The sequence below is a fragment of the Candidatus Gastranaerophilales bacterium genome (assembly GCA_028696075.1).
In the GTDB taxonomy this organism is placed as follows: Bacteria; Cyanobacteriota; Vampirovibrionia; order Gastranaerophilales; family JAILCC01; genus JAQVHS01.
The window spans coordinates 36,885-60,113 of the sequence record JAQVHS010000012.1 but is presented as its reverse complement, the minus strand read 5'-3'; the positions used below and the strand labels follow the sequence as shown (position 1 = coordinate 60,113).

The following is a 23,229-nucleotide window of genomic DNA, read 5'->3' as shown; positions in this document are numbered from 1 at the left end:
CGGGCGCATATTATTGTTTTTTCAATCCTTTCCCCTCAGTTGGATAGAGCGGTAGCTATATTTCGTTGAACTTTTACTTCGTAAAAGATTCAACAAGCCAACCGGGCTACGGGCGCATATTATTGTTTTTTCAATCCTTTCACCTCAGCTGGATAGAGCGGTATCTATATTTCGTTGAACTTTTACTTCGTAAAAGGTACAACAAGCCAACCGGGCTACGGGCGCATATTATTGTTTTTTCAAAAGAAAACGGAGAAGGAGGCAGGCACATTGTTTGAGTAATCGCTTCGCTCAACTCAAACTAATTGGCTGCATCCGTCAAACTACGCAATCCAAGATTGCTTGTTTGTCGTAGTGCTCAAACCCTCTGCTCGGGTTCGAATCCTCCAATTTATTGTTAAATTTTCAAAGGGAAAACGGAGAAGGAGGGATTCGAACCCTCGGTGCAAGTTATCCCCACACAACTTCTTAGCAGGAAGCCGCCTTCAGCCACTCGGCCACTTCTCCGTACCATTACAACAAAATAACATAAAAACCAAAAACTGCAAATATTTTTTAAATTAGCCTGTTGCAAAACAATTGACGGATTTAAATAAACACAATAATATAATAAAGTTGATGGTGATAAGGAGAAATTTATGAAAAAATATACTTGTATTTTGTGCGGGTACGTTTATGACCCTGCAGAGAATGATAACATTGCTTTTGAAGATTTAGCAGATGACTGGACATGCCCGCTTTGCGGCGCAGGAAAAGATCAATTTGAAGAATCATAAATCCTTATTTTAACTATCTTGGGAGGAACTTTGTATCATGGAACTAAAAGGAAGCAAGACAGAGCAGAACTTGCTGGCAGCTTTTGCTGCTGAGTCTATGGCTAGAAATAAATATACTTTTTATGCCAAAAAAGCCGAACAAGAAGGCTATTCCCAAATCGCAAAAATATTTTCAGATACCGCCAATAATGAACAAGAACACGGAAAAATCTGGTTCAAGTTTTTACATGACGGAGCAATTCCCCGTACACATACAAATCTTCAAGACGCTGCAGCCGGTGAGCATTATGAATGGACAGATATGTATGTAAGGTATGAACATGATGCTATCGAGGAAGGTTTTGTGGAAATAGCAGATCATTTCAAAAATGTAAGAAATGTCGAAAAACATCACGATGCAAGATACAGAAAACTATTAGCCGATATAGATAACCATAAAGTATTCTCAAGGGATAATGATGTAATTTGGGAGTGCGGAAAATGCGGGTTTGGATATGAAAGCAAAAATGCACCCGTAAAATGTCCTTTATGCGCTCATCCTCAGGCATATTTCTTTGTAAGATGCGAATGTATCTAGCGCCAGGCAATTTTTTTCGACAAATTGTTTTTATTAATGTGTGGTGAAGGCGTGAGGTACAAAGTATGTTAAGCAGCAAATTTTACAGTTTTATAGCAACGTTAGACGTTGATGTAAAAAAAGAAGACGAGCATGAAAAAGATGTTGATTTAACAAAAGTAGGTCTGCAGGGCGTGTTAAACTTCCTGGCATCGACAAATCCCAATAAAAAATACTATGGGTTAATGAAACAACATAATTAATCAATAAAAAAATATTAAAAAATACGTTTGCGGTTAATACGGCAAACGTATTTTTTGCAGCGCTTAATCAATTAAATATTATACAGCGATTGAATGATTACTTTTTCATCTCCAGTGTATAAAATTAGCTTAGATAGCTATTATATTAATATATTGGAGAATTTATGGATATAGGAACCATAGTAGGTATATTACTGGGGACGGTATGTATTCTTATAGGGCAGGCGCTTGAAGGCGGTAATATAGGGCAATTGCTGCAAGTAACAGCAGCATTTATCGTATTTGGAGGTACTGCGGGTGCTGTGGTATTAAGCTTTCCTACCAAAATTTTAAAAGATTCTATGATATATTTCAAAAAAAGTTTTTTCAATCCAAAGGTTAATCCTTCCGACGTTATTCAAGAAATAATAGTATATGCACAAAAAGCCAGAAAAGAAGGGGTTATAGCTCTGGAAAAAGATGCAAGAAATGCAGAAGATATACTTATGAAAATGGGGCTTGAAGCTGTCAGTGACGGAGCTGATCCGAGCTTAGTAAGAGATTTATTGGAAACCAAAATGGGACAAATGGAAGAAGAAATTCATGCTGCATCAAAAGTATGGGAAGGAGCAGGAGGTTACTCTCCTACTATTGGTATTATAGGTGCAGTGCTGGGGTTAATTCAGGTAATGCAAAACCTTTCAGATCCGTCAAAACTTGGGGCGGGTATTGCTGTAGCGTTTGTTGCAACTGTTTATGGCGTAGGGTTTGCAAATCTTATTGCTATTCCTATGAGTACAAGAATTCAATATAAAGCAAAAGAAGAATTTTTAGCCAAACAAATTATTATTGAAGGTATTTTATCAATACAAGCAGGCGAAAGCCCTGCTCTTATCGAAAGAAAATTAAAAGCATTTTTACTGGAGAACGAAAAAGAAGCATAGAAAATGGCGAAGAAAAAAAAAGCGGAAGAACATGTTAATTTAGAAAGGTGGCTGGTGTCATATGCTGATTTTATGACACTTTTGTTTGCAACTTTTGTAGTTCTTTATGCGTTATCACAAATTGATATAGCCGAATATGCAAAACTGGAAGAATCCATAAGACAAGCTTTTTCAGGCCCCACTATAATGAAAGGAAATATGAGCATTTTAGACAATAGCGGGCAACAAATTTTAAATATTTCAGGACAAGCGGAAAATGATTCTATGGTACCGCCGTTGCTTGAATACATAAGCCAAAAATATGAACAATCTTCCATGGAAAAAATCAAAGGAGAATTGGATAAAGCACTTAATGAAGGTGATATCAGCGGCGTAGAAACAGAGATAACAGACAGGGGGCTTGTAATCAGGTTAAAAACAACAATGTATTTTAACTCCGCATCGGCAGAACTTAATCCCGAATCGTTTAAAACCTTGGAAAAAATAGGCGCTGAAATTAACTCAAAATTCAAAAATCACCTTGTAAGAATAGAAGGGCATACAGATAATTTACCGTTACAAAGCGGAATTTATCCGTCTAACTGGGAGTTGTCTTCCGCTCGTGCAGCAAGTGTCGGAAGATATTTAATAGATAAGACTAAAACCAAACCCAATCTTATATCAGTAACAGGTTATGCCGATACGAAACCCATTGCGCCAAATTCTACTTTAGCAGGAAGAAATAAAAACCGCAGAGTTGAAATAGTAATATTAAGAAATAAACTTGCTAAGAACGAACCGTTTGGAGAACAAACCATCTCTCTTCAAAATGCCCAAATAAAAGTAAAAAATCCCAAGGGAAACGACTTAAGCGATGCGGCTAAAGAACTTATGCAAGAATCCCAAGGCGGGGAAGATAGTATAATTATCCTTGATGAATACAACAAATCTCAAAATCAATCCGTAAAAGAAGCTATTAAAAAGTTTGAAAAAAACACACAGCAAGAGCGTAGCAAATTGGAGAGACATTAATGAAACTGGCGGTTTTTGACTTTGACTCTACACTTATGGACGGTGAAACGTTGGAATATATAGCTCAAGATGCTGATATAAAAGAAAAAATGAAAACCATAACCGAAAAAGCCATGAATGGGGAACTTGATTTTTTTGAAAGTTTAACTCAAAGAGTGTCTTATTTAAAAGGAATGGAAGTAAAACACGTTAATGAAATCTGCTCGAATTTTCCATATATAAAAGGGGCAAAAGAACTTATAAAAGAATTGAAATCCAACAATATAAAAGTCATCTGCTTTAGCGGAGGTTTCGCCAACGCTCTTATCCCTGCCAAAGAACATCTTGGATTTGACGAGGGTTTCTGTAATATTCTTCATGAAAAAAACGGATATCTGACGGGGCTTGTTTACGGTGAAATGTGCGCCGGAAATTCAAAAGGCATTATGCTGCAAAAAATACAAACCATATTAAATATTTCAACAGAAGATACAATGACCGTAGGTGATGGCGCAAATGATTTGAGCATGTTTAAATACGCAGGTACAAAAGTGGCTTTTTGCGCTAAAGACACGCTAAAAAAGGCAGCAAACGTAATTGTGGACGATAAAAATCTTCTGAATATACTTAATCACATAAAACTATGAAAAAAATTGAACTTTTAGCCCCCGCAAAAGATGCCCAAATAGCCAAAAGCGCTATAAATTTTGGTGCGGATGCCGTCTATATCGGTGCGGAAAAATTCGGCGCCCGCTCAAAAGCAGGCAATTCCATCCGGGAAATAGAAGAACTCATCAGCTATGCCCACCAATATAGCGCAAAAATTTATATAACGCTAAACACTATTCTTACTGATAAAGAAATCCCCGAAGCTCAAAAGCTGATTTATAAACTATACGACATAGGTGCTGATGCAATTATTATTCAGGACATTGGGCTTTTAGAAATTGACCTGCCTCCTATCTCGCTCCATGCAAGCACTCAAATGAACAACGATAGCCTTGAAAAAATCCTGTTTCTTCAAGATACGGGGATAAAAAGAGTTGTACTCCCGAGAGAATTTTCGCTGGAGCAGATAAAAGAAATCTCATCGAAAACAGACATTGAGTTGGAATATTTCATTCACGGAGCATTGTGCGTATCATACAGCGGACAATGCTATATGAGCTGCGCCAATGGGGGACGAAGCGCAAACAGGGGAGAATGCGCCCAACCTTGCCGAAAAACATATACCCTGCTTGACGAAAATTCCAATATTTTAATTAAGGATAAATATCTTCTCTCATTAAAGGATTTTAATCTCTCTGATAACCTTCTTGAACTGCTTGATGCAGGGGTAACTTCGCTAAAAATAGAAGGCAGGATGAAAGATGAACCTTATGTTAAGAATGTTGTCGCATACTACAGAAAAAAACTGGATTATATTTTTGAAAGTTCAGAATATTTAAAAAGCTCTGACGGTATTGTAAATTTTGACTTTGAACCTGATTTAAATAAAAGTTTTAACAGAGGTTTCACCAAATATTTTTTATTCAAAAGAGAAAAGAATCTCATCAACCAGGACACACCTAAGGCACTGGGCGAAAAAATAGGTACGGTAGTAAAAATAGAAAAAGACAAATTTACGGTAAAAACCGATAAAACCCTTTCAAACGGTGACGGTGTATGCTTTTTTACCAAAGATAAAGAACTTAAAGGCACGCTAATCAATAACGTTAAGGAAAATATCATTACCGTCCAAAATATTAGCGGTATTGAGCCTGGTACTATTATATACAGGAACTTTGATATTAAGTTTGAAAAAGCTCTTAAAAATTCCTCAACAACAAGGAAAATACCTGCTCAAATAACCGTTGAGGACGGCTTGATTTTAAAAATCACTGACGGAACAAATACGGTTGACGTTCAAATTCAACAAGAATTTGAAAAAGCGCAAAAAGAAGAAGGCGCATTAAATAATATAAAAAAACAACTTTCAAAATCAGGGGGCGGCATTTTCGAAATAACAGAGGTAACTATAAATTTAAAAGAGATTCCGTTTATTTCCATAAACACACTAAATGAAATAAGAAGGGAATTATTTGCTGCCCTGCAAAACCTTAGGATAGGAAATAATACACCAAAGGGTGAAGCAAGAGTTGATAATGCAAAAAATTACCCTATAGAAGAACTCGACTATAGCGCAAATATCCACAACAAATACGCAGAAAATTTCTACCTAAAACATGGCTGCACTATTGTTGAAAAAGCTCTTGAATCAACTTCGGCAATAAAGGACAAAAAACTAATGACAACAAAATTTTGTCTTAAATCACACCTCGGCAAATGCGGCTCCAATAAACTGAATTGGTCCTTAATCGATGAGAAAAAACAAAAGTACAAGTTGATATTTAATTGTCAAAAATGCCAAATGGAAATCTACAGCATTTGAATGATTTTGTAAAAAAATATATATGGTAGATTTCATTTATATACGCTTACTAATATGAAAGGCTAGAAATCCAATGAACAAGATTACTTTTCCATCTATCAAAGTCAATTTTTTTAAAACACAAGAAACAAACCAGCAACAGACGCAAAATGCACAACAGCCGGCTTTCAGCAATAACCCGTTCAAAATATCTTTTAAATCAGCATTAAATGCTGATATGTTCCAAAACTCTTCACTTAAAGAAGAAAATTCAACTAATTTTGTGATGAAAAAGATAGCTGAATTTACCCAAAGATTTAACGCAGGAATGGAAATAGCAAGAAACAAAACAAGAGAAATGTTCCAACCCGTAATATCTTTTGCAGGTAAAGTAAAAGAAGGCTACAATACACTAAATTCAATAACATTAACCGATGCAATGCACTCCATAGGCAAAGAGATTTCTTTATTAACGTTGGACAAAGACGTAAGAAAATACGTAAAAATGCCGACTTATGAACTTCGCGGGTTACTTGAAGAAGAATTGAAAGCGTAAGGTGTAATATGAAAAATGCATTAAAAATTATTGAAGCATTGGGCAGGCATGATGATATGAATGCCGTTGCTGTTTTAGAAGACGTTGGTACAAACAGTGCAAAAGAAGAAATAAGAACAGAAACCGCAAAAGCGCTCATTAGAAGAAACAGCTGTGATGCTCTGAGAATCCTTTTAACAAAACAGGGCAAAGGGGTTCATGATTTGAGTACAAAAGTAGCAATGACAACAGTTAACGGACTTTTAGCGCTTGAGGATAAAACAGAATTATTAAAAATTATCGATGAAACTATCTCTCACAATAAAGAAGAAGAATTTTTAAATACCGCAAAATCCTTGAGAGCATTGATTAATTTGTCAAAATAAACCTAAAAAAGATTTGTAATATAAGTATGTTTGTGATATAAAACTCTTGTTTATTACCATAAAATTAATTCATTGTTAGATAAATAGGAGATCAAATTTATGACAAACAAACGAGTATGGTTATTTAGAGAAGGCAATGCCACCATGAAAAATCTTCTTGGCGGTAAAGGTGCTAATCTTGCCGAGATGACAAACGCAGGTCTGCCTGTACCTCCGGGACTTACTATCACTACAGAAACTTGTATGGAATACATTGACAACGGTAATCAAATGCCTGCAGGTCTTATGGATGACGTAAAAGCGGCTTTGGCTGAGGTTGAACGACAAACAGGTAAAAAATTCGGTGATGAAACTAATCCACTGCTTGTTTCCGTACGTTCAGGCGCAAGATTATCAATGCCCGGTATGATGGAAACGATTTTAAACCTGGGTTTAAATGATCGTACATTAGTAGGTTTATTAAACCTTACTAATAACGAAAGATTTGTATACGACAGTTATCGTCGTTTCTTAACGATGTTTGGCTCCGTTGCATGGGAAATCGAAAGAGAAAAATTTGAAGAAATTCTTGACGAAGTAAAAGCTAAAGAAGGTGTTAAACTTGATACAGAAGTAAGCATTGACGGTTTAAAATCTCTTATCCCCGCTTACAAAGAATTAATTAAAGCGGAAACAGGAAAAGAATTCCCTCAAGATCCTTACGAACAATTACAAGCAGCTATCGAAGCAGTATTCAGTTCTTGGAACATTCCTCGTGCGGTTGCTTACAGAAACCACTACAAAATTGACCACAGATACGGTACAGCCGTAAACGTTCAAACAATGGTATTCGGTAATATGGGTAACGATTCTGCTACAGGTGTTTCTTTCACAAGAAACCCATCTACAGGTGAAAACAAATTCTACGGCGAATACTTAACTAACGCTCAAGGTGAAGACGTTGTTGCCGGTATCAGAACCCCTAAACAAATTGCAGAACTTTCTCAAGAAATGCCTGCTCTTTATGAACAATATGTTGATATAGCAAAAAAACTTGAAAACCATTACAAAGATGTTCAAGATATGGAATTTACAATCGAAAGAGGTAAATTATACATTCTTCAAACAAGAAACGGTAAAAGAACAGCTGCTGCTGCGGTTAGAATTGCCGTTGAAATGGCTAAAGAAGGTACAATTTCAAAAGAAAGAGCAATCCAATTAGTTGACCCTGCTCAATTGTACCAATTAATGTTACCAAGTTTCGACCCTGCCGCTAAAAAGAATGCAAAACTTATTGCAAAAGGTTTAGCTGCTTCCCCGGGTGCTGCTGTAGGTAAAATCATATTTGATACGCAAGAAGCTGCTGACAGAGGTACTGCCGGTGAAAAAGTTATTTTGGTAAGAATTGAAACTTGCCCTGATGACATTCACGGTATGATTGCCGCTCAGGGTGTATTAACGCTTAGAGGCGGTATGACTTCTCACGCTGCTGTTGTTGCTAAAGGTATGGGTAAAGCTTGCGTTGCAGGTTGCGAAGACTTGAAAATCGACCTTAAAAACCAAACTTTAACAACTTCTGACGGTACTGTATACAAAAAAGAAGATATAATCTCTATGGATGCAGGCGAAGGTGAAGTTTATGCCGGTTCAATCACCACAATTGACCCTAAAATGGATGAAAACTTTGAAATATTATTCAACTGGGTTGATGAAACAAAACAACTTCTAGTAAGAGCTAACGCTGATACTCCTACTGACGTTAAAAAAGCGCTTGAGCTTGGAGCTAAAGGTGTCGGACTTTGCAGAACAGAGCATATGTTTATGGACCCCGACAGACTTCCATGGGTACAAAAAATGATTATTGCAGGTACTGCTGAAGCTAGAAAAGATGCTTTGGACAAATTACTTCCTATGCAATATTCTGATTTCTACGCTATGTTCAAAGCGTTAGGCGAACTACCAATGACTATCCGTTTATTAGACCCGCCGCTTCACGAATTCTTACCTTCAAAAGAAGAATTAATAGCTGAAGTTGCTACTCTAAAAGCCACAGGTCAAGACTATAAAGCAAAAGAAGATATGCTTAACATCGTTGAAGGTTTAAGCGAATCCAACCCAATGATGGGCTTAAGAGGATGTCGTTTAGGCTTAACTTACCCTGAAATTAATGAAATGCAAGTAAGAGCTATCTTTGAAGCTGCTTGCGACCTTAAAAAAGAAGGGCTAAATGTTAAACCTGAAATTATGATTCCTCTTATAGGACACGTAAACGAGTTAAAAGAAGCAAGAACAGTGCTTGAGCGCGTAGCTAAACAAGTTATGGAAGAAAAAGGTATCAACGTTGATTATCAATTCGGTACAATGATTGAAATCCCAAGAGCTGCCTTAACTGCTGATCAAGTTGCAGAATATGCAGAGTTCTTCAGCTTCGGTACAAATGACTTAACTCAAATGACATTTGGCTACAGCCGTGATGATGCGGAAGGTAAATTCTTGAACAACTATGTTGAACAAAAAATTCTTCCTGCTAACCCGTTTGAAACTCTTGACCAAGAAGGTGTCGGTCAGCTTATGCAAATCGCTTTGGAAAAAGCGTTGCCTGTAAGACCAAACCTAAAGAGAGGTATTTGCGGCGAACACGGCGGCGACCCTGAATCAGTGAAATTCTGCCACAGAATCGGCTTAAACTATGTAAGCTGCTCACCATTCAGAGTTCCCGTAGCAAGATTAGCTGCTGCTCAAGCTGTTTTAGAAGATAAAGACTCTAAAGCTGTTTGTCATCACTAGCGGATTTTGACAAGGCTGAGCGAAGCGAACGCCGAAGTAATGAGGGCAATGCGAATTGCAGCGAAGCGAAATGAGCAAGATGCCCGAATGAAGCAAAATTCAAGACTAAAAACCAAAGAGAGCCGAAAATTAAATTTTCGGCTCTTCTCTTTTATTTTTTGTAAATATTTGTAATCCTGTAAGATTTTTATGCTAACATAGCATAGTGGTAATTTACGGAGATTAATCAATGAAAGTTTTAGCTATATCTAATCAAAAATTTGCCGGGCAAGAACAACTAATAAATGGTTATTCTCGAAAATTTTTAGAACAGACTTATCGCAAAATGGTTGGAAATTTAAGCTCTATAACACAAAGAGAATGCTATGATAATATTTTATGTATAGCTCGTTTGAAAAATCCCAATTTAAAAGTAGACAGTAAAGCTTTTGAAACAGAACGATTAAGAGTAGTCGCAGATTTATTAAGCAAATAAATTATTTTTTTGTGCTACTTCAATCTGTTAGTTTCCAAAAGCACCATCAAAACTGACACGTCAGAAGGTTTAATTCCGCCTATTCTGGCGGCTTGAGCAAGCGTTTTCGGGCGGACTTTTGTCAGCTTGTCCTTTGTTTCCTGAGAAATATGTTTGATACCCTGAAAATCAATATCCTGCGGAAGCTTCACATTTTCCAGTTTGGACGCCTGCTCCACCTGGATATTTTGACGTTTGATATAACCGTCATATTTTATCTGGATTTCCACCTGCTCTTCAACTTCTTTAGGCAAGTTCAAAACTCTTGTGGTTTCATCCAATTCCTTGATGACGGAATAATCTACATTAGGTCGCTTTAAAAGTTCTGCAACTCTTATACCACGCTCTATTTGAGTATTATACTTGGCTAAAATCCCGTTATTTTCATTGGTTGCAGAGATTTTCAGCTCCTGCAAACGTAATTTTTCCTGTTCTATCATTTCAAGCTTGGCTTTGAAACGCAAATACCGCTCTTCCGATATCAAACCTATGTTATAGCCGATTTTGGTCAGTCTTTGGTCTGCGTTATCCTGCCTTAAAATAAGCCTGTATTCGCTTCTTGACGGCAACATACGATAAGGCTCATCCATTTCTTTTGTAACCAAATCATCAATAAGAGTGCCTATATAAGAGGAGTTGCGAGGCAGCACCAGAGGCGCTTTTTCATCAAGAAATAATGCCGCATTAATAGCAGCCAAAAGCCCTTGTCCTGCGGCTTCTTCATATCCGCTTGTACCGTTAATTTGACCTGCGCAAAACAGCCCTTTTATTTTTTTAGTCATCAAAGAATGTTCAAGCTGTAGTGCAGGTACATAATCGTACTCAACAGCATAAGCAGGCTTCATCACTTTTACATTTTCAAGCCCCGGCAGAGATTGCAGCATTTGTATCTGAACGTCAAAAGGCAAGCTGCTTGAAAATCCTTGTACGTAGGTTTCGTAAGTATTTTCCCCTTCCGGTTCTATAAAAATGTGATGCGATTCTTTATCTGCAAAACGGACAACTTTGTCCTCTATAGAAGGGCAGTATCTGGGACCTTTTCCCTGAATACGTCCGGTGTACATAGGTGATTTATCAAGGTTTGCCATTATAATATCGTGGGTTTTTTTTGTAGTTCGTGTCAGATAACAAGGATATTGTGGGCGGATAGGACGGTTTGGCTCGAAAGAAAAGAAGGACAACTCTTTATCACCATAGTGAACATCAAGCCCGTCAAAATTAATCGTACGAGCATCAACTCTGGCAGGGGTGCCTGTTTTAAATTTGCCTAAATCCAACCCCAAAGCTCTTAAGTTGTCTGAAAGACCATGGGCAGGAAATTCACCCAACCTGCCTGCTTGAAAAGACTTCAGCCCTATATGGATTTTGCCTTCAAGAGAAGTCCCCGTTGTCAAAATCACCACAGGAGCAAGATATTCTATCCCAAGCTCGTCTTTAGCGCCCGTAACAGCGCCGTTTTTTACCATAATTTCAACTATCATGCACTGTTTAATATCAATATTCTCATAGCTTTCGAGCAGGTTTCTAAAATAGTGCATATATTCTTTTTTGTCCGATTGCGCTCTTAAAGCCCTGATTGCAGGACCTTTGCTTGAGTTTAAGGTCTTCATCTGAAGATAAGTAGCATCGGCAGCCAGCCCCATAACTCCGCCTAAAGCATCAATTTCCCTAACTATGTTTGATTTTGAAGGTCCGCCTATAGCAGGGTTACATGGCATAAGAGCTATATTGGTAAGATTTATAGAAGTTAAAAGGACTTTCAGTCCGTATTTTGCAGCAGCCAATGCAGCTTCACATCCTGCATGCCCGCCGCCTACTACTATTACATCATACTTAAACATTTTTCTCTTACCTTCTGCGTCAAATTTTTATTATCATTTTCATCAATATAAAACCAGTTAATATTTTTGTTTGTCCTAAACCAGGTAAGCTGCCTCTTCGCAAAATTTCTGGTGTTTTTTTTGATTAGCTCTACAGCCTCTTCTTTAGTCAAACGGTTATTAAAATAGTCTATAACTTCTTTATACCCCAAAGTTTTTAATAAAGAAACAGTTTCGCCGTATTTTTTTACCAAAAATTCAACTTCTTCAAACAGCCCCTGCTCTACCATTAAGTCAACCCTTTTATTGACCCTGTCGTATAAGAACGCTCTGTCTTTTGCATCAAGCCCTATGTAAATCACGTTAAAGTCAGGTTTGTTAAGTTTTTGGGCTTCGCTCATGGGAATGTTTAACGATTTTATAACTTCTAATGCCCTGATAACCCTAAAAATATCGTTATAATGGAGTTTCTGTGCCATAGCGGGGTCTTTTTCAATAAGTATTCTGTATAGATATTCATTGCCGTGATCTTTTGCCAAAGTTCTCATCTCTGCTCTGAAACCTTCGTCTGCAGGGACTTTTGGTATATCAAGTCCTTCAAGCAGGCTTTTTATATAAAATCCTGTACCGCCTGCTACAATAGGGGTTTTATTTTGCTCAAACAATTTTTCAATAACTTTATTTGCCAAATTTTTAAAATCACTTACGCTAAAATCCTCAAGAGGTGAAACAACATCCACAAGATGATGCTTAACTAAAGCAAGTTCTTCTTGTGAGGGCTTTGCAACTCCTATATTAAATTCCCGAAAAACCAAACGCGAATCAGCGGATATAATCTCCGTATCAAAATCCTGTGCCAGCCTGGCAGCGAGGTCTGTCTTGCCTGATGCGGTAGGTCCTGTTATTGCTATAATATTATCTTGCTTTTTCATAATATATAAATAATGTCATAAAATAATACAAATTAATAAAACAAAATAACAACAAGCCTATAATAGACAAAATTACATTATTAGCGCCTGCTGCGTTAATCACGGAAGCGGAAAAAAGCAAGATGTTGAAGAACAAAAATAAATTCAAAGAAACAAAGAATTTTTTAAACAGTAATTTAATACTTGTGAGTATATCCGCAAAAAAATTCTTCCTGCCCATTACGAGTGATACCGGAATAAGCATAGTTAAATAAGAAAACAGCCCTGCTGCTATAAACCCTAATAAATTTATCTTCGCCAATCTGAGCCTGTCTGCATCGCTAAGGCTGAAGAAAAAAGTTTTAAATGCAGCTTCAGAATGCGTTATCTGAGATAAATTTACTTTTGAAAAAGCTTCGGGGATACCTATCATATTAGTCGCAATATAATACATACCTAGCGCAAATATCAGAGCTAAAATCATATAGAATACTCCGGCCCCGGCAAATTTAAAAAAATATTTCCCGACTCCTTCCGCAAAATCACCCAGAAACAAAGGCGGGATATATTCTCTTTCTTCAGGTGTTTTAAGCTCGTTGATTTTGTCATATTCTATGGCGGCTTTAAAAGCATTTGACCACCCTGCCATAAATACAACAACCAAAAAGAAAAACAATATCATCAAAATAATATTGTTTACTATGCCTGATTTTGCAGCAGCAACATTGCCCATAAAAAGCAGCAAAATGATTAAAAATAACAAAAACGGCTGCATTAAGTTCATATATTTTTTAGATAGTTGGAACGCTGTTATAAAAATATCTTTTAACATTTTATTCCCGTATAATGTACATATTTTATTTTATAACAAAAGCAAACTTTTAGAAATTGTACTACTAATCTAATACGACTTCAATCTCAAAAATCCTGTTCCATGGAAAAGAGTAAGAAACTTTTTTATTAAAATTTAAAAATGAAGCAAGCCGTTGCTCAAAAGGCAGCATTTCCCCGTCCACGGCATCAGGGTTGTTTTCTTGTCTTATAATCGCCCTGACATTTGCCTGATATGCCCAATCATCAAGAAATCTTGTTATCATCATTTCGTCAAATTTTTCTCTGTCAAATAAATCAATCTTTTCTGCCAAAAATCTTACAATACCCATCGCAATCAAACTGCCTAAAGTATTGCCTGTAGTATTCCAGGCGCTGTAACCGTACAAATCAATATGACCAAGCCCAAATAACTTGTCAATCAAATAATTATCCGCACCGTTGGCGTTTTTTATGTCGGCTATCATTGTTTTATTAGCGTTACCGGCAAGATACCCCGCCAATAAATCCGCCTGATTATGCTCAAGCGTATCCTCTAAAATTCCAAGACAAATATCATCCTGAATTTTGCCGGGGGCGTTGACAACCAGTGTTAAATCATAATTTTCACAAACGGCTTTGCCGCCGCAAATTTCAATTTGCGATTTAACCGAGGTTTCTATGTCTATATCCTCGTACCTTGAAATAATTTTCTTTGCCTCTTCGTTAAAAAACACAGGGCAAATTTTAATTTTTTCTTTACCGTAAAATTCCACAACAGCCCTTGACAAAAGAGCGGTTATAATTTCGTCCGCACCTGTTTTAATCTGCACATTTTGCAAATTATAGGATTGTATTTGTTTATTTAAAAGGTCTTTTTCTTCAACATTAAAGCCATATTGTGCCGTATCATCCTGTGAAAAAACCAAATAATCAAACAAACTTTTCTGAGCAAGTTCAAGGTAATATAGATTTATTTCAAAATTACGTTTTCTTGTATTGAGATAATCTTCAACAACCTCAAACGGAATAGTCTGCGCAAGTTCTACCAGCTCATTCTCTATAATATGGTCATAATCAGAAACCATTTTATGGGTTAAATATGAGTACTTAAATATCTTTTCACCGTACTTATCCCAGTAAGTTTTTTCCTCTTCGTTTATATTATTATTGGAAATTCTCATAATGCTTGAAAAGGCATAAACCTTAGGGGTATACGCAAGGTTTTCAAAAATCGAGGTACATTTGTCTATTCTTGATTTTATTTCATCAAAGCCCAGCACAATTCTTCTTGAAGGAATTAACCCTCCGTAAGCAATGGTATCAAGGCTTAGCAGAATAACATCAATCTGATTGTTATCAATAGTGTCTTTTATCCAATTTAAAATCGCATCTGTATCCGCTGTTTTAGTTAAAGAGCCTAACATCGACTTTGGCGGAATAAAAATTTCTGTCCCCCGAATAAAAGAAGCGGTATTTTTGGGCAAATCATAGCTGACAGGCCTGTCATCCAGCGGGATTATGAGTATTTTAAGGTGTTTTTTGTTTGACATTATCTTGCGCATCTCTCATATTTTTCACATAAGCGGGAGTAGAGTCATTATAAATTTTATTTTTAGACAAATCAAAATTACTATCCTCATCGTAATCACTATTAATTATATATTCATTCAAGCCTCTTGACGGGCTGAATACGACACCCTTTGCCCCGCCGTCGGATATAACAATTCTCGCGGAAGCAGCAGTATTACCGGTAGAATCAAGTGGCTGCGCCTTGACTATATCGCTCTTATCTTCATTTTTCCAAACCATAGCCTCTACTTTTACAGTTCTACCGACATATTCTTTAGCCACGTTCATTGGTATTCTAAATGTACATAACCCTGCTGCATTGGTTTTTGACTCATATGCGACAGACTGAGGTTCAAACTCATAATCAAGCACCAATACTACAAAAGAATCGGGCGCCGCTTTTACTTTAAAAACAGCATCCTGTCCTGTAAAAAGTTTATTAGGCCGATAGAGCATCGGAGCGGAACGTAAAACCGTAAGCTTTGATAAACCTGCTGCTGCAGGGATAAAATTTATCTCTTCCGCCATTAGGTGGTTTTGGACAAAAAGCAATAACATTAATATATAAACAAAAAATCTAACTCTCATAACCCTATTGTAACTTTATATTGATATAATTGCAAAAGTTTAAAGTGTAGATATTTGTGCAATCTTAAGAAAGAAGTCAAAAATCCATACCGTATAAACCACAAACCCCAAAAAAGGGATAATTATAATGCCGATAGCATTTTTGCTGGGTATATCATAAGCCCTTGAAATAGCTACAACCTGCAACACTACTGTCCAAACCCAAACTATCAGAATAAAAAATACAGCTATCTCGGAAGAAAGCGGGCTAAATGCTTTCAAAAGTTTTAAAGGAGCTAAAAACAGCCAAGGTACGGTAGCAAGAGCGCTGAGCGTCAGCAGCTTGGAATAATTGCTCTTAAGGTTGAACATTTGTGCGCATAAATTTACAAATAAACAAAAGAAAAGCCAATATATTACGGCGCTCAGCCAAGAACCCGTCAGCCCCAAAAGCTCAAAAGGGGTAAAGGTTACCTTTATATTTGTTAAAAAAACCACGCTTGAAGTTAAAAGGACGACTAAAAGCGGCATTTTATAAGGTTTGTCGTAGGATATGCTTTCAAAAACTTTTGAAGGGGCAAACAAAATATCATAAAATTTTTCAAAAAACTCGTTCATAATTTACTCCCATAACAACAGGGGTTGCTTTGCGTACTTTACGCTAAAGGGCAGCATAGATGAGATAGGGTTATGATTAAACTTAGATTCAATACCCATTAACAGGGATTTAAAGCTTGAATCTTTATTGTAAGGAACAACAGGCAGTTCTGTTTTTATATTAAACTTTTCCTGTACAAGATTTTTGGCAAGATTTTCTGCCTCGTACTGACCGCCTAAACTGTCAACAAAGCCTATTTTTTTTGCCTGAGAACCCAGAAAAATTCTGCCGTCTGCATATTGTTTCAATGTATCCAATGTAAGGGTTGTCTTTTCAGCTTTATAAGTATCTTTTCTTTGTATTCTGCCTTTGTCTATAGCATCAATAAACTGGTCATAAGCATCATAAATAGTTGTTTGGAATAAAGATTTTTCATCTGTGGTCATTCGTCTGTAGAATGAGCCTGCGTCTTTAAACCTGCCGCTTTTAACGGTATTATCGGTAAGCCCGATTTTTCTGGTTAAATCAGCGGCATCAATAAAACTGAAAATAACACCGATACTGCCTGTCATAGAACCTTCCTGCGCAACTATTCTGTCCGCCGCAGAAGCAACATAATAACCGCCGCTCGCTGCTACATCAGCTATTGAAACGACAACGGGCTTTTCCTTGCGTAAACGCAAAACAGCATCATAAATATCCTGAGATGCCGATACTGTGCCGCCGGGTGAATTTATTCTTAAAATCACGCCTTTTACTGTTTTATCTTTCGCCGCTTTGTTTACGGAGTCCAAAACATTTGTAGCTGAATATAATTCAGGGAAGAAAGTTGTTGAAACAGTTGAACTTATAGGACCTTCCAGATTTATCAAAGCAATACGAGAGGGAGCTTGAATTGCAGATAGACCGGTATCAGCGGTTTTAAACGGTCTCGGCTTTGCCAGCCCTAAAACTAAACACAATACGCACACCGCTAATATAGATATTGCAAGGTATTTTTTCTCCATATTTAAACTCCTATTTCTTCATGATGATTATATTTTTTTACAATACTATCCAATGCCTCAATCATAGCGGATTGATACATTAGAGCTTTTTCTTTATCATTTGATTCAAAACGCAATGTAAATACAGGCTCTGTGTTGCTTTGTCTTATCATAGCAAATCCGCCTTCAAATATTATCCTCAACCCGTCTATATCTATGATGGATTTAATCTCGGAACCGAATAAATTCGGAGTTTCTTCAATCAGCCCGGTTAAATCGGCCAAAACAGGTTTTTTATTCTCATTTTTACAAGGATATCTCACTTCTCTTGTTGTATGCACCTGAGGCAGGGACTTTATAAGACCTGACAGCTTAAATTCAGGGTTATTCAACTTGTTTTTAGCAACAATTTCAATGACCCTGCAGCCTGCATAAATAGCATCGTCAAAACCGTAATATCTATCCTTAAAGAAAATATGCCCGCTCATCTCACCGGCTAAAATAGCCCGCTCTTCCTTCATTTTAGACTTAATATAACCATGTCCCGTTTTCCACATAATAGCTTCGCCGCCATTTGCGTTAATCATATCAAACAGAACCTGTGAACATTTAACCTCTGATATAATTTTAGGCTTTTCGCCCCTGCCTTTAAGCTCTTTTAAAACATCCAGAGCAAAAATCAAAAGCAACTGGTCTCCCGGGATAGAATACCCTGTATCATCTACAACACCTATTCTGTCAGCATCGCCATCAAACGCTATACCAAAATCAGCGCCTGTTTCTTTAATTTTCGCCTTTATGTCATCGAGCGTTTTTTCATCGGAAGGGTTTGGATGATGATTGGGGAAATTGCCGTCAGGTTCCGAATAAAGTTCAACCACCTCGCAGCCCAGCTCTCTGTACAAGTCGGGAGCTACTATACCGCCTGTAGCATTAGCGCTGTCTACAACGACTTTAATGCCTTTACCGAATTTAGTAAAATGTTTTAATTGTTTTTCAAGATAAGTATTAATTAAGTTATAGGTTAACACCTCTCCTATTTGATAATAAGATTTTTCCTTAGCGCCATAAGCTTTTTGGGCAAATTGTTTGACGTCTTTAATATCTTTTTCGTTCAAAGACTGCCTGTTCAAAGTCATCTTTAAACCGTTATATTCGGAAGGGTTATGGCTCGCCGTAACAATCAACGCACCGTCGATTTCTATATGTTTATCGTTAATTTCATAATCTATAACCTCTGAAAAATACCCTAACGGAGTAGGTACAAGCCCTATATCTATTACGTTTGCACCAACCGATGTAATACCTTTTATCAAAGCTTTTACAAGCTCCAATGAATGCAAGCGGGCATCTCTTGATACAGAAAGCCATACATCTTTAGCTTCTTTATTCAACTTTTGTGCGACATATTTGGCATATCCTTTGCCTGCATAGTAAAATACTTCAACAGTAACATTTTGTCCGTATATGCCTCTGATATCATTCTTTCCGAAAGCGCTTGTATCTAACTTTGTCATAAATCCCTCGTTAATTCTCTGTTTAATAAGATTATATCTGAAATTAAGCTAAATAAAAACTTCTTCATATTCTGTTATGAAATTTTGGAATTTTTTTGTAATATGCTAATTTAATTTCGGGATATGTAAAAAGAGACTTAAAAAATCATGAACAAAAAATGGAAAAAAGCTCCCTTGCCTAGGGTAGCTCATGTTTGCTGCGGGTATAAATATGATACAAAAGATGCTCACACTATCAACTATTTTCGCTGTTTTGCACACAAACCGTTAAAAAAAGAGGTTGAAAATCGTTTAGGCGAAGGGATAAAAATCGATTTTTGTATTACCTTTTGGCTATCTTGCAAAAACAATGATTGCATAAAAAGCTTTACTTTTTATTACGACAGAAAAAGCAATCTGGTTAAAAAAGAAGAGTTTAAAGGGATAGAATACATAATGAAAATTAAAGATTTCTTCATTGAAAATATTGAAATCAAAGTAAAAGAACCTTTAACACCGGGCAACAGCAAGAAGTATCTGTGGTTATATACAGACGGCAGCCCGACTAAAAAATTCGTAAGCAACATCTACAACCTTGACGATAAAAAAGTCGGTGAAACAGGGGTACAAGAGGTACGAAGTTACAAGCTTTAATTATCTGTGCGGAAATGGTCTCATATGAGCAGGAGGTCTTGGGGCAGGTCTGTAATTCGGTACATAATGAGGTCTGGGAGGTCTGATATATACAGGACGAGGCGGTACCGGTACTACGAGGACAGGAGGCGCGACAACAACCGGAGGTTGTACTACAACAGGGGGTTGAAGAACAATACGAGGCGGTGCAACGACTACAGGAGGAGCAACAACAACCGGTCTTGGCGGAGGCAGACAAACATCTATATGTCTTACTGCACAACCTGTTCCGCCTGCAGTTATACCAAGTGCGGCTGCTAATGCAGCGGTTTTTCTTGAAACAGCCTTATAAATACTTTGTAAACCATTGAAATTAATGTCCTTGTTGTTTTGGTTTCTGTGAAAATTATCCATGCTTGTAATCCTTATTTGTTACAACTATTTTAAGTATAAACAAAATATTCTTTGCCAGTATATATGTATTATTCTATTAACATTACTTTATTAAGTTTTGTCCGTTATAAACTTTTTGCCTATTAATTGTTTTTATAATATACTTTTAGCGTAAAATGAAATATAGAGGCAAAAATGGGTTACAAAATAGTATCAAAAAAAGAACTTTGTCCTAACCAATACGAAATTCGGGTAGAAGCACCTTTTATCGTACGAAATGCAAAAGCAGGACAATTTATTATCTTCAGAGCGGATAAAAACGGAGAAAGAGTTCCACTTACAATTGCTGATGTTGATAAAGAAAAAGGGCTTTTGACTATTGTATATATGGCCGTGGGTTTTTCTACGAAAAAACTTGCACAAATAAACGAAGGCGAAGAAATTTATGACCTCGTAGGACCTCTCGGTGTACCTACCCACACGGAAAAAGTCGGCACGGTAATTTGCGTTGCAGGCGGATACGGCGCAGCGCCATGCTACCTTATAGCAAAATCTTTTAAAGACGCCGGTAACAAGGTTTATATGGTTATGGGCGCAAGAACAAAAGAATTAATCTTTTGGGAAGATAAAATGAAATCCGCAGCAAATGAATTATTTATCACAACAAATGACGGCTCTTTAGGCAGAGAAGGATTTGTAACTCAGGTTGTTGAAGAGTTAATGAATAAAGAACAAATTGATGAAGTTATAGCTGTAGGTCCTATGCCTATGATGAAAGCTGTTTGCGATTTAACAAAAGATAAAAAAATTAAAACTATAGTAAGTATGAATCCGATTATGGTTGACGGCACAGGCATGTGCGGAGCATGCAGGCTTACCGTCGGCGGAGAAACAAAGTTTGCTTGTGTTGACGGTCCTGACTTTGACGGACATTTAGTCGACTTTGACGAAGTCATTGCAAGAACTTCTATTTATAAAAATGAAGAGCGCACAAGAGACGAAAACTGCAATTTGTTAAAATATAATTAAGTATGACAATGTCTGCCTGAATTGTTGTTATAATAAAACCATGGATAACTTTTACAAGACAATTCTTAGCGAAATCAGCATTCCTGTTTGCGTTTTTGACTCACAAGCAGAAATGATTTTTTATAATGAAAAATTTTCAACACTACTAAAACAAAAAAATATTAATGCAAAAACGCTTGATGAAATTAATCAGGCATTCATCGATGAGAATTTATTTTTAAATACGCAAAAAATAGATGCCGAGGGCAATGTTTTTTATATCTGCACTTGTGAAAGCAGCCTAAATCAAGCCCATCTGGACTTTGTATCAACCGTAAGCCATGAATTGAGGACGCCCTTAACGAGCATAAAAGGGTTTGCCGATACTATGCTGCACTCGTCTGATGCGCTTACAAAAGAGCAGCGGGAAAAATTCCTCACAATTATTATTAACCAGACAAAAAGGCTTACCAGACTAATAGAAAACCTGCTTGCTATTACAAATCTGTCTTCAAAAAGACAAAAAATGATATTAAAGGCAATAAACTTTCAGGAATTTATCTCCACGCTTATTCTTTCGGTAGAAAAAAAATATCCTAACAGGACTTTTTCGTCCGAAATACAGTATAATTTGCCTGATATTTGGGCGGATAGCGATATGCTTGAGCAAATAATGCTAAACCTGCTTGATAACGCCGCAAAATATTCTTATCCTGATTCTAAAATTGAAATCAAAGCAGCCTTTAAAAATAATTGTATCTTAATAGAAATAATTGACGAAGGGGTGGAAATTCCCCAAGACTGTCTGGAAAAGATTTTTAACAAGTTTTCAAGAATAGATAACCCGCTCACAAGACAGGTTGAAGGCAGCGGGCTGGGGCTTTTTATAACAAAAAATCTTGTCGAAAACCTCAACGGCAAAATCACCGCACAAAGCGTCGGAAATAAAACTATTATAAGCATTGAACTTCCGTCAATAAACTTTGAAACTCAAATGGAAAGCAAAATTACGGGAGAAAAATAATGCACAGAAATGTAGTAATCATTTACGATAAAAGGCTGGAAATCCCGATAAAATACAAAAAAAATATCGAGAACAAAATTCTTGTAAACGTAATTTGTGCAGCTGATAAAAAAGACTTAATGCTAAATCTTGAAGAAACTCAGGCGGAAATGATTTTAATTTCAGAAAGTGTGCAGGAGGATTTTGGCAACTTATGCCGTGAAATAAGACAAAAAAATTCTAAAAACAGACCCGTTATAGTACTTTTATCAAAATCAAGCTTCGCTAACGATAAAATTGAAGCGCTTCAAAACGGTGCGGATGATTTTTTAAGCGAACCTATTGACCTAAACGAGCTGACCGCCAGGATAGCAGCTCATTTAAGAAGAAAGGACGAAGAAAATTCTTCGTTTTTAACCAAGCTCCCGACTCACGATTCTACCGTAAAGTTTTTAAAACGAGCGATGCAATCCGATGATAAATGGGCGGTTTTATATATTGATATAGATAATATAAATGCATACAGGGAAATCTACGGGGAAATACCGGCATCAAAGCTATTGCAAACTTACAGTGCAATTTTAAACGCAACAATCGAAGCAGAGGACTTTGTGGGGCATTTAAAGGAAAATGATTTCATCATAATAACCTCTTCGTACAAAGCAGAAAAACTTGCAGACTATCTGAACTTTACTTTTGATATAATTGCCCAAAAATTTTACAGCGCAACCGACAATGAAAGAGGGTATATTCTGCTTCAAGGCGATAATAAAGCAGGCTGCAAAATCCCTATTATGACAACAAGCATAGGTATCATCAATTCAGAGTTAAAAAACTATATAGACGTGGAAGATGCGCTCTTAAGCGTGGATAAAATGCAAAAACTTGCCAAAACACTTATAGGCTCATCAAAAATTATAGACAGACCGTTAATAAGCAGTGAAAAAGAGCTTGAAAATATAGATAATAAAACCATATTAATATTTGAGCAGGATAAAGACTTAGCATACCTGCTTGACACAACATTAAAAATACAGGGCTATAATCCTGTCATTTGCGGCTTTAACTGCCCTGTTGAATATATTTTAAGCATTCCGGCTAAATTAATAATAATAGACGGCGATGACAATGCTATTGAACTTTGCAGAAAAATAAAAGCAAACAGCCTGAAAAATATCAAAATAATTTTCACTGACACAAAGCATGATAAAGAAAAAATTTTAGGCTGCGGGGCAGACGTATATTTACCTAAGCCATATGAACTTGTAAACCTTTTTTCATGGATAGAAAAAATACTCGGATAAATAAAAAAA

The 23,229-nt window shown here is 36.7% G+C and carries 24 protein-coding genes and 1 tRNA gene; 15 read left to right on the top strand and 10 right to left on the bottom strand.

Going from position 1 to position 23,229, the window contains the following annotated elements:
• Nucleotides 1-417 precede the first annotated feature (417 nt).
• Nucleotides 418-507 (bottom strand) — tRNA-Ser (locus tag PHX18_07985).
• A 131-nt stretch (nt 508-638) separates the two neighbouring features.
• Between PHX18_07985 and PHX18_07980 the strand changes: the two genes are divergently transcribed.
• The 11 genes from PHX18_07980 to PHX18_07930 all read left to right on the top strand — a co-directional run bounded on the left by PHX18_07980 (nt 639) and on the right by PHX18_07930 (nt 10,080).
• Nucleotides 639-776 carry a rubredoxin gene (locus tag PHX18_07980; protein MDD3594550.1) on the top strand — a complete coding sequence of 46 codons (138 nt, stop codon included), beginning with the start codon at nt 639-641 and terminating at the stop codon, nt 774-776.
• A gap of 37 nt (nt 777-813) precedes the next feature.
• The gene (locus PHX18_07975) at nt 814-1,353 is read left to right on the top strand and encodes a ferritin family protein (GenBank protein ID MDD3594549.1); all 540 of its coding nucleotides are present in this window, start codon (nt 814-816) and stop codon (nt 1,351-1,353) included.
• Nucleotides 1,354-1,418: 65 nt separating this feature from the next.
• Nucleotides 1,419-1,595 (top strand): hypothetical protein, encoded by a 177-nt coding sequence (locus PHX18_07970; GenBank protein ID MDD3594548.1) that lies wholly within the window; start codon nt 1,419-1,421, stop codon nt 1,593-1,595.
• A 164-nt stretch (nt 1,596-1,759) separates the two neighbouring features.
• Complete coding sequence (locus tag PHX18_07965; GenBank protein MDD3594547.1) at nt 1,760-2,518, top strand: flagellar motor protein; 759 nt, start codon at nt 1,760-1,762, stop codon at nt 2,516-2,518.
• 3 nt (nt 2,519-2,521) lie between these two features.
• On the top strand, nt 2,522-3,529 hold the full coding sequence (locus PHX18_07960; protein ID MDD3594546.1) for an OmpA family protein: 1,008 nt from the start codon (nt 2,522-2,524) through the stop codon (nt 3,527-3,529).
• On the top strand, nt 3,529-4,155 hold the full coding sequence (gene serB, locus PHX18_07955; protein ID MDD3594545.1) for a phosphoserine phosphatase SerB: 627 nt from the start codon (nt 3,529-3,531) through the stop codon (nt 4,153-4,155). Before PHX18_07960 ends, serB begins: the two co-directional genes overlap by 1 nt.
• Nucleotides 4,152-5,939, top strand: a complete 1,788-nt coding sequence (locus PHX18_07950; protein ID MDD3594544.1) for a U32 family peptidase — start codon at nt 4,152-4,154, stop codon at nt 5,937-5,939. The genes serB and PHX18_07950 overlap by 4 nt, the downstream gene beginning before the upstream one ends.
• A gap of 73 nt (nt 5,940-6,012) precedes the next feature.
• Nucleotides 6,013-6,474 (top strand): hypothetical protein, encoded by a 462-nt coding sequence (locus tag PHX18_07945; GenBank protein ID MDD3594543.1) that lies wholly within the window; start codon nt 6,013-6,015, stop codon nt 6,472-6,474.
• Between the two features lie 8 nt (nt 6,475-6,482).
• A complete protein-coding gene (locus PHX18_07940; GenBank protein ID MDD3594542.1) occupies nt 6,483-6,839 on the top strand; it encodes a hypothetical protein in 357 nt (118 codons plus the stop codon).
• A gap of 99 nt (nt 6,840-6,938) precedes the next feature.
• Nucleotides 6,939-9,605 carry a pyruvate, phosphate dikinase gene (gene ppdK / locus PHX18_07935; protein MDD3594541.1) on the top strand — a complete coding sequence of 889 codons (2,667 nt, stop codon included), beginning with the start codon at nt 6,939-6,941 and terminating at the stop codon, nt 9,603-9,605.
• A 229-nt stretch (nt 9,606-9,834) separates the two neighbouring features.
• Entirely contained in the window at nt 9,835-10,080 is a 246-nt protein-coding gene (locus PHX18_07930) for a hypothetical protein (GenBank protein ID MDD3594540.1), read from the top strand.
• Nucleotides 10,081-10,094: 14 nt separating this feature from the next.
• Here the strand turns inward: PHX18_07930 and mnmG are convergent, their stop codons facing one another.
• The 8 genes from mnmG to PHX18_07890 all read right to left on the bottom strand — a co-directional run bounded on the left by mnmG (nt 10,095) and on the right by PHX18_07890 (nt 18,900).
• Nucleotides 10,095-11,960 (bottom strand): tRNA uridine-5-carboxymethylaminomethyl(34) synthesis enzyme MnmG, encoded by a 1,866-nt coding sequence (mnmG, locus tag PHX18_07925; GenBank protein MDD3594539.1) that lies wholly within the window; start codon nt 11,958-11,960, stop codon nt 10,095-10,097.
• The gene (gene miaA, locus PHX18_07920; protein ID MDD3594538.1) at nt 11,942-12,871 is read right to left on the bottom strand and encodes a tRNA (adenosine(37)-N6)-dimethylallyltransferase MiaA; all 930 of its coding nucleotides are present in this window, start codon (nt 12,869-12,871) and stop codon (nt 11,942-11,944) included. The genes mnmG and miaA overlap by 19 nt, the downstream gene beginning before the upstream one ends.
• A complete protein-coding gene (locus PHX18_07915) occupies nt 12,855-13,682 on the bottom strand; it encodes a hypothetical protein (protein MDD3594537.1) in 828 nt (275 codons plus the stop codon). Before PHX18_07915 ends, miaA begins: the two co-directional genes overlap by 17 nt.
• 64 nt (nt 13,683-13,746) lie before the next feature.
• On the bottom strand, nt 13,747-15,225 hold the full coding sequence (locus PHX18_07910) for a DUF4127 family protein (protein ID MDD3594536.1): 1,479 nt from the start codon (nt 15,223-15,225) through the stop codon (nt 13,747-13,749).
• Nucleotides 15,191-15,820, bottom strand: coding sequence for a hypothetical protein (locus PHX18_07905; GenBank protein ID MDD3594535.1), 630 nt, complete (start codon nt 15,818-15,820; stop codon nt 15,191-15,193). The genes PHX18_07910 and PHX18_07905 overlap by 35 nt, the downstream gene beginning before the upstream one ends.
• 39 nt (nt 15,821-15,859) lie before the next feature.
• Nucleotides 15,860-16,417, bottom strand: coding sequence for a YIP1 family protein (locus tag PHX18_07900; GenBank protein ID MDD3594534.1), 558 nt, complete (start codon nt 16,415-16,417; stop codon nt 15,860-15,862).
• Between the two features lie 3 nt (nt 16,418-16,420).
• Complete coding sequence (gene sppA / locus PHX18_07895) at nt 16,421-17,404, bottom strand: signal peptide peptidase SppA (protein MDD3594533.1); 984 nt, start codon at nt 17,402-17,404, stop codon at nt 16,421-16,423.
• A 2-nt stretch (nt 17,405-17,406) separates the two neighbouring features.
• Nucleotides 17,407-18,900: a phosphomannomutase/phosphoglucomutase gene (locus tag PHX18_07890; GenBank protein ID MDD3594532.1), complete on the bottom strand. Its 1,494-nt coding sequence runs from the start codon at nt 18,898-18,900 to the stop codon at nt 17,407-17,409.
• Nucleotides 18,901-19,047: 147 nt separating this feature from the next.
• Here PHX18_07890 and PHX18_07885 point away from each other — a divergent pair, with 147 nt between their 5' ends.
• Nucleotides 19,048-19,533 (top strand): hypothetical protein, encoded by a 486-nt coding sequence (locus PHX18_07885; protein ID MDD3594531.1) that lies wholly within the window; start codon nt 19,048-19,050, stop codon nt 19,531-19,533.
• Here PHX18_07885 and PHX18_07880 read toward each other — a convergent pair whose 3' ends face one another.
• Entirely contained in the window at nt 19,534-19,926 is a 393-nt protein-coding gene (locus PHX18_07880) for a hypothetical protein (protein MDD3594530.1), read from the bottom strand.
• Between the two features lie 174 nt (nt 19,927-20,100).
• Here PHX18_07880 and PHX18_07875 point away from each other — a divergent pair, with 174 nt between their 5' ends.
• The 3 genes from PHX18_07875 to PHX18_07865 are packed head-to-tail and all read left to right on the top strand — an operon-like array spanning nt 20,101 to nt 23,220.
• Nucleotides 20,101-20,934 (top strand): sulfide/dihydroorotate dehydrogenase-like FAD/NAD-binding protein, encoded by an 834-nt coding sequence (locus PHX18_07875; protein MDD3594529.1) that lies wholly within the window; start codon nt 20,101-20,103, stop codon nt 20,932-20,934.
• 40 nt (nt 20,935-20,974) lie between these two features.
• Nucleotides 20,975-21,937: an ATP-binding protein gene (locus PHX18_07870; protein MDD3594528.1), complete on the top strand. Its 963-nt coding sequence runs from the start codon at nt 20,975-20,977 to the stop codon at nt 21,935-21,937.
• Entirely contained in the window at nt 21,937-23,220 is a 1,284-nt protein-coding gene (locus tag PHX18_07865) for a response regulator (protein ID MDD3594527.1), read from the top strand. The genes PHX18_07870 and PHX18_07865 overlap by 1 nt, the downstream gene beginning before the upstream one ends.
• Nucleotides 23,221-23,229 lie beyond the last annotated feature (9 nt).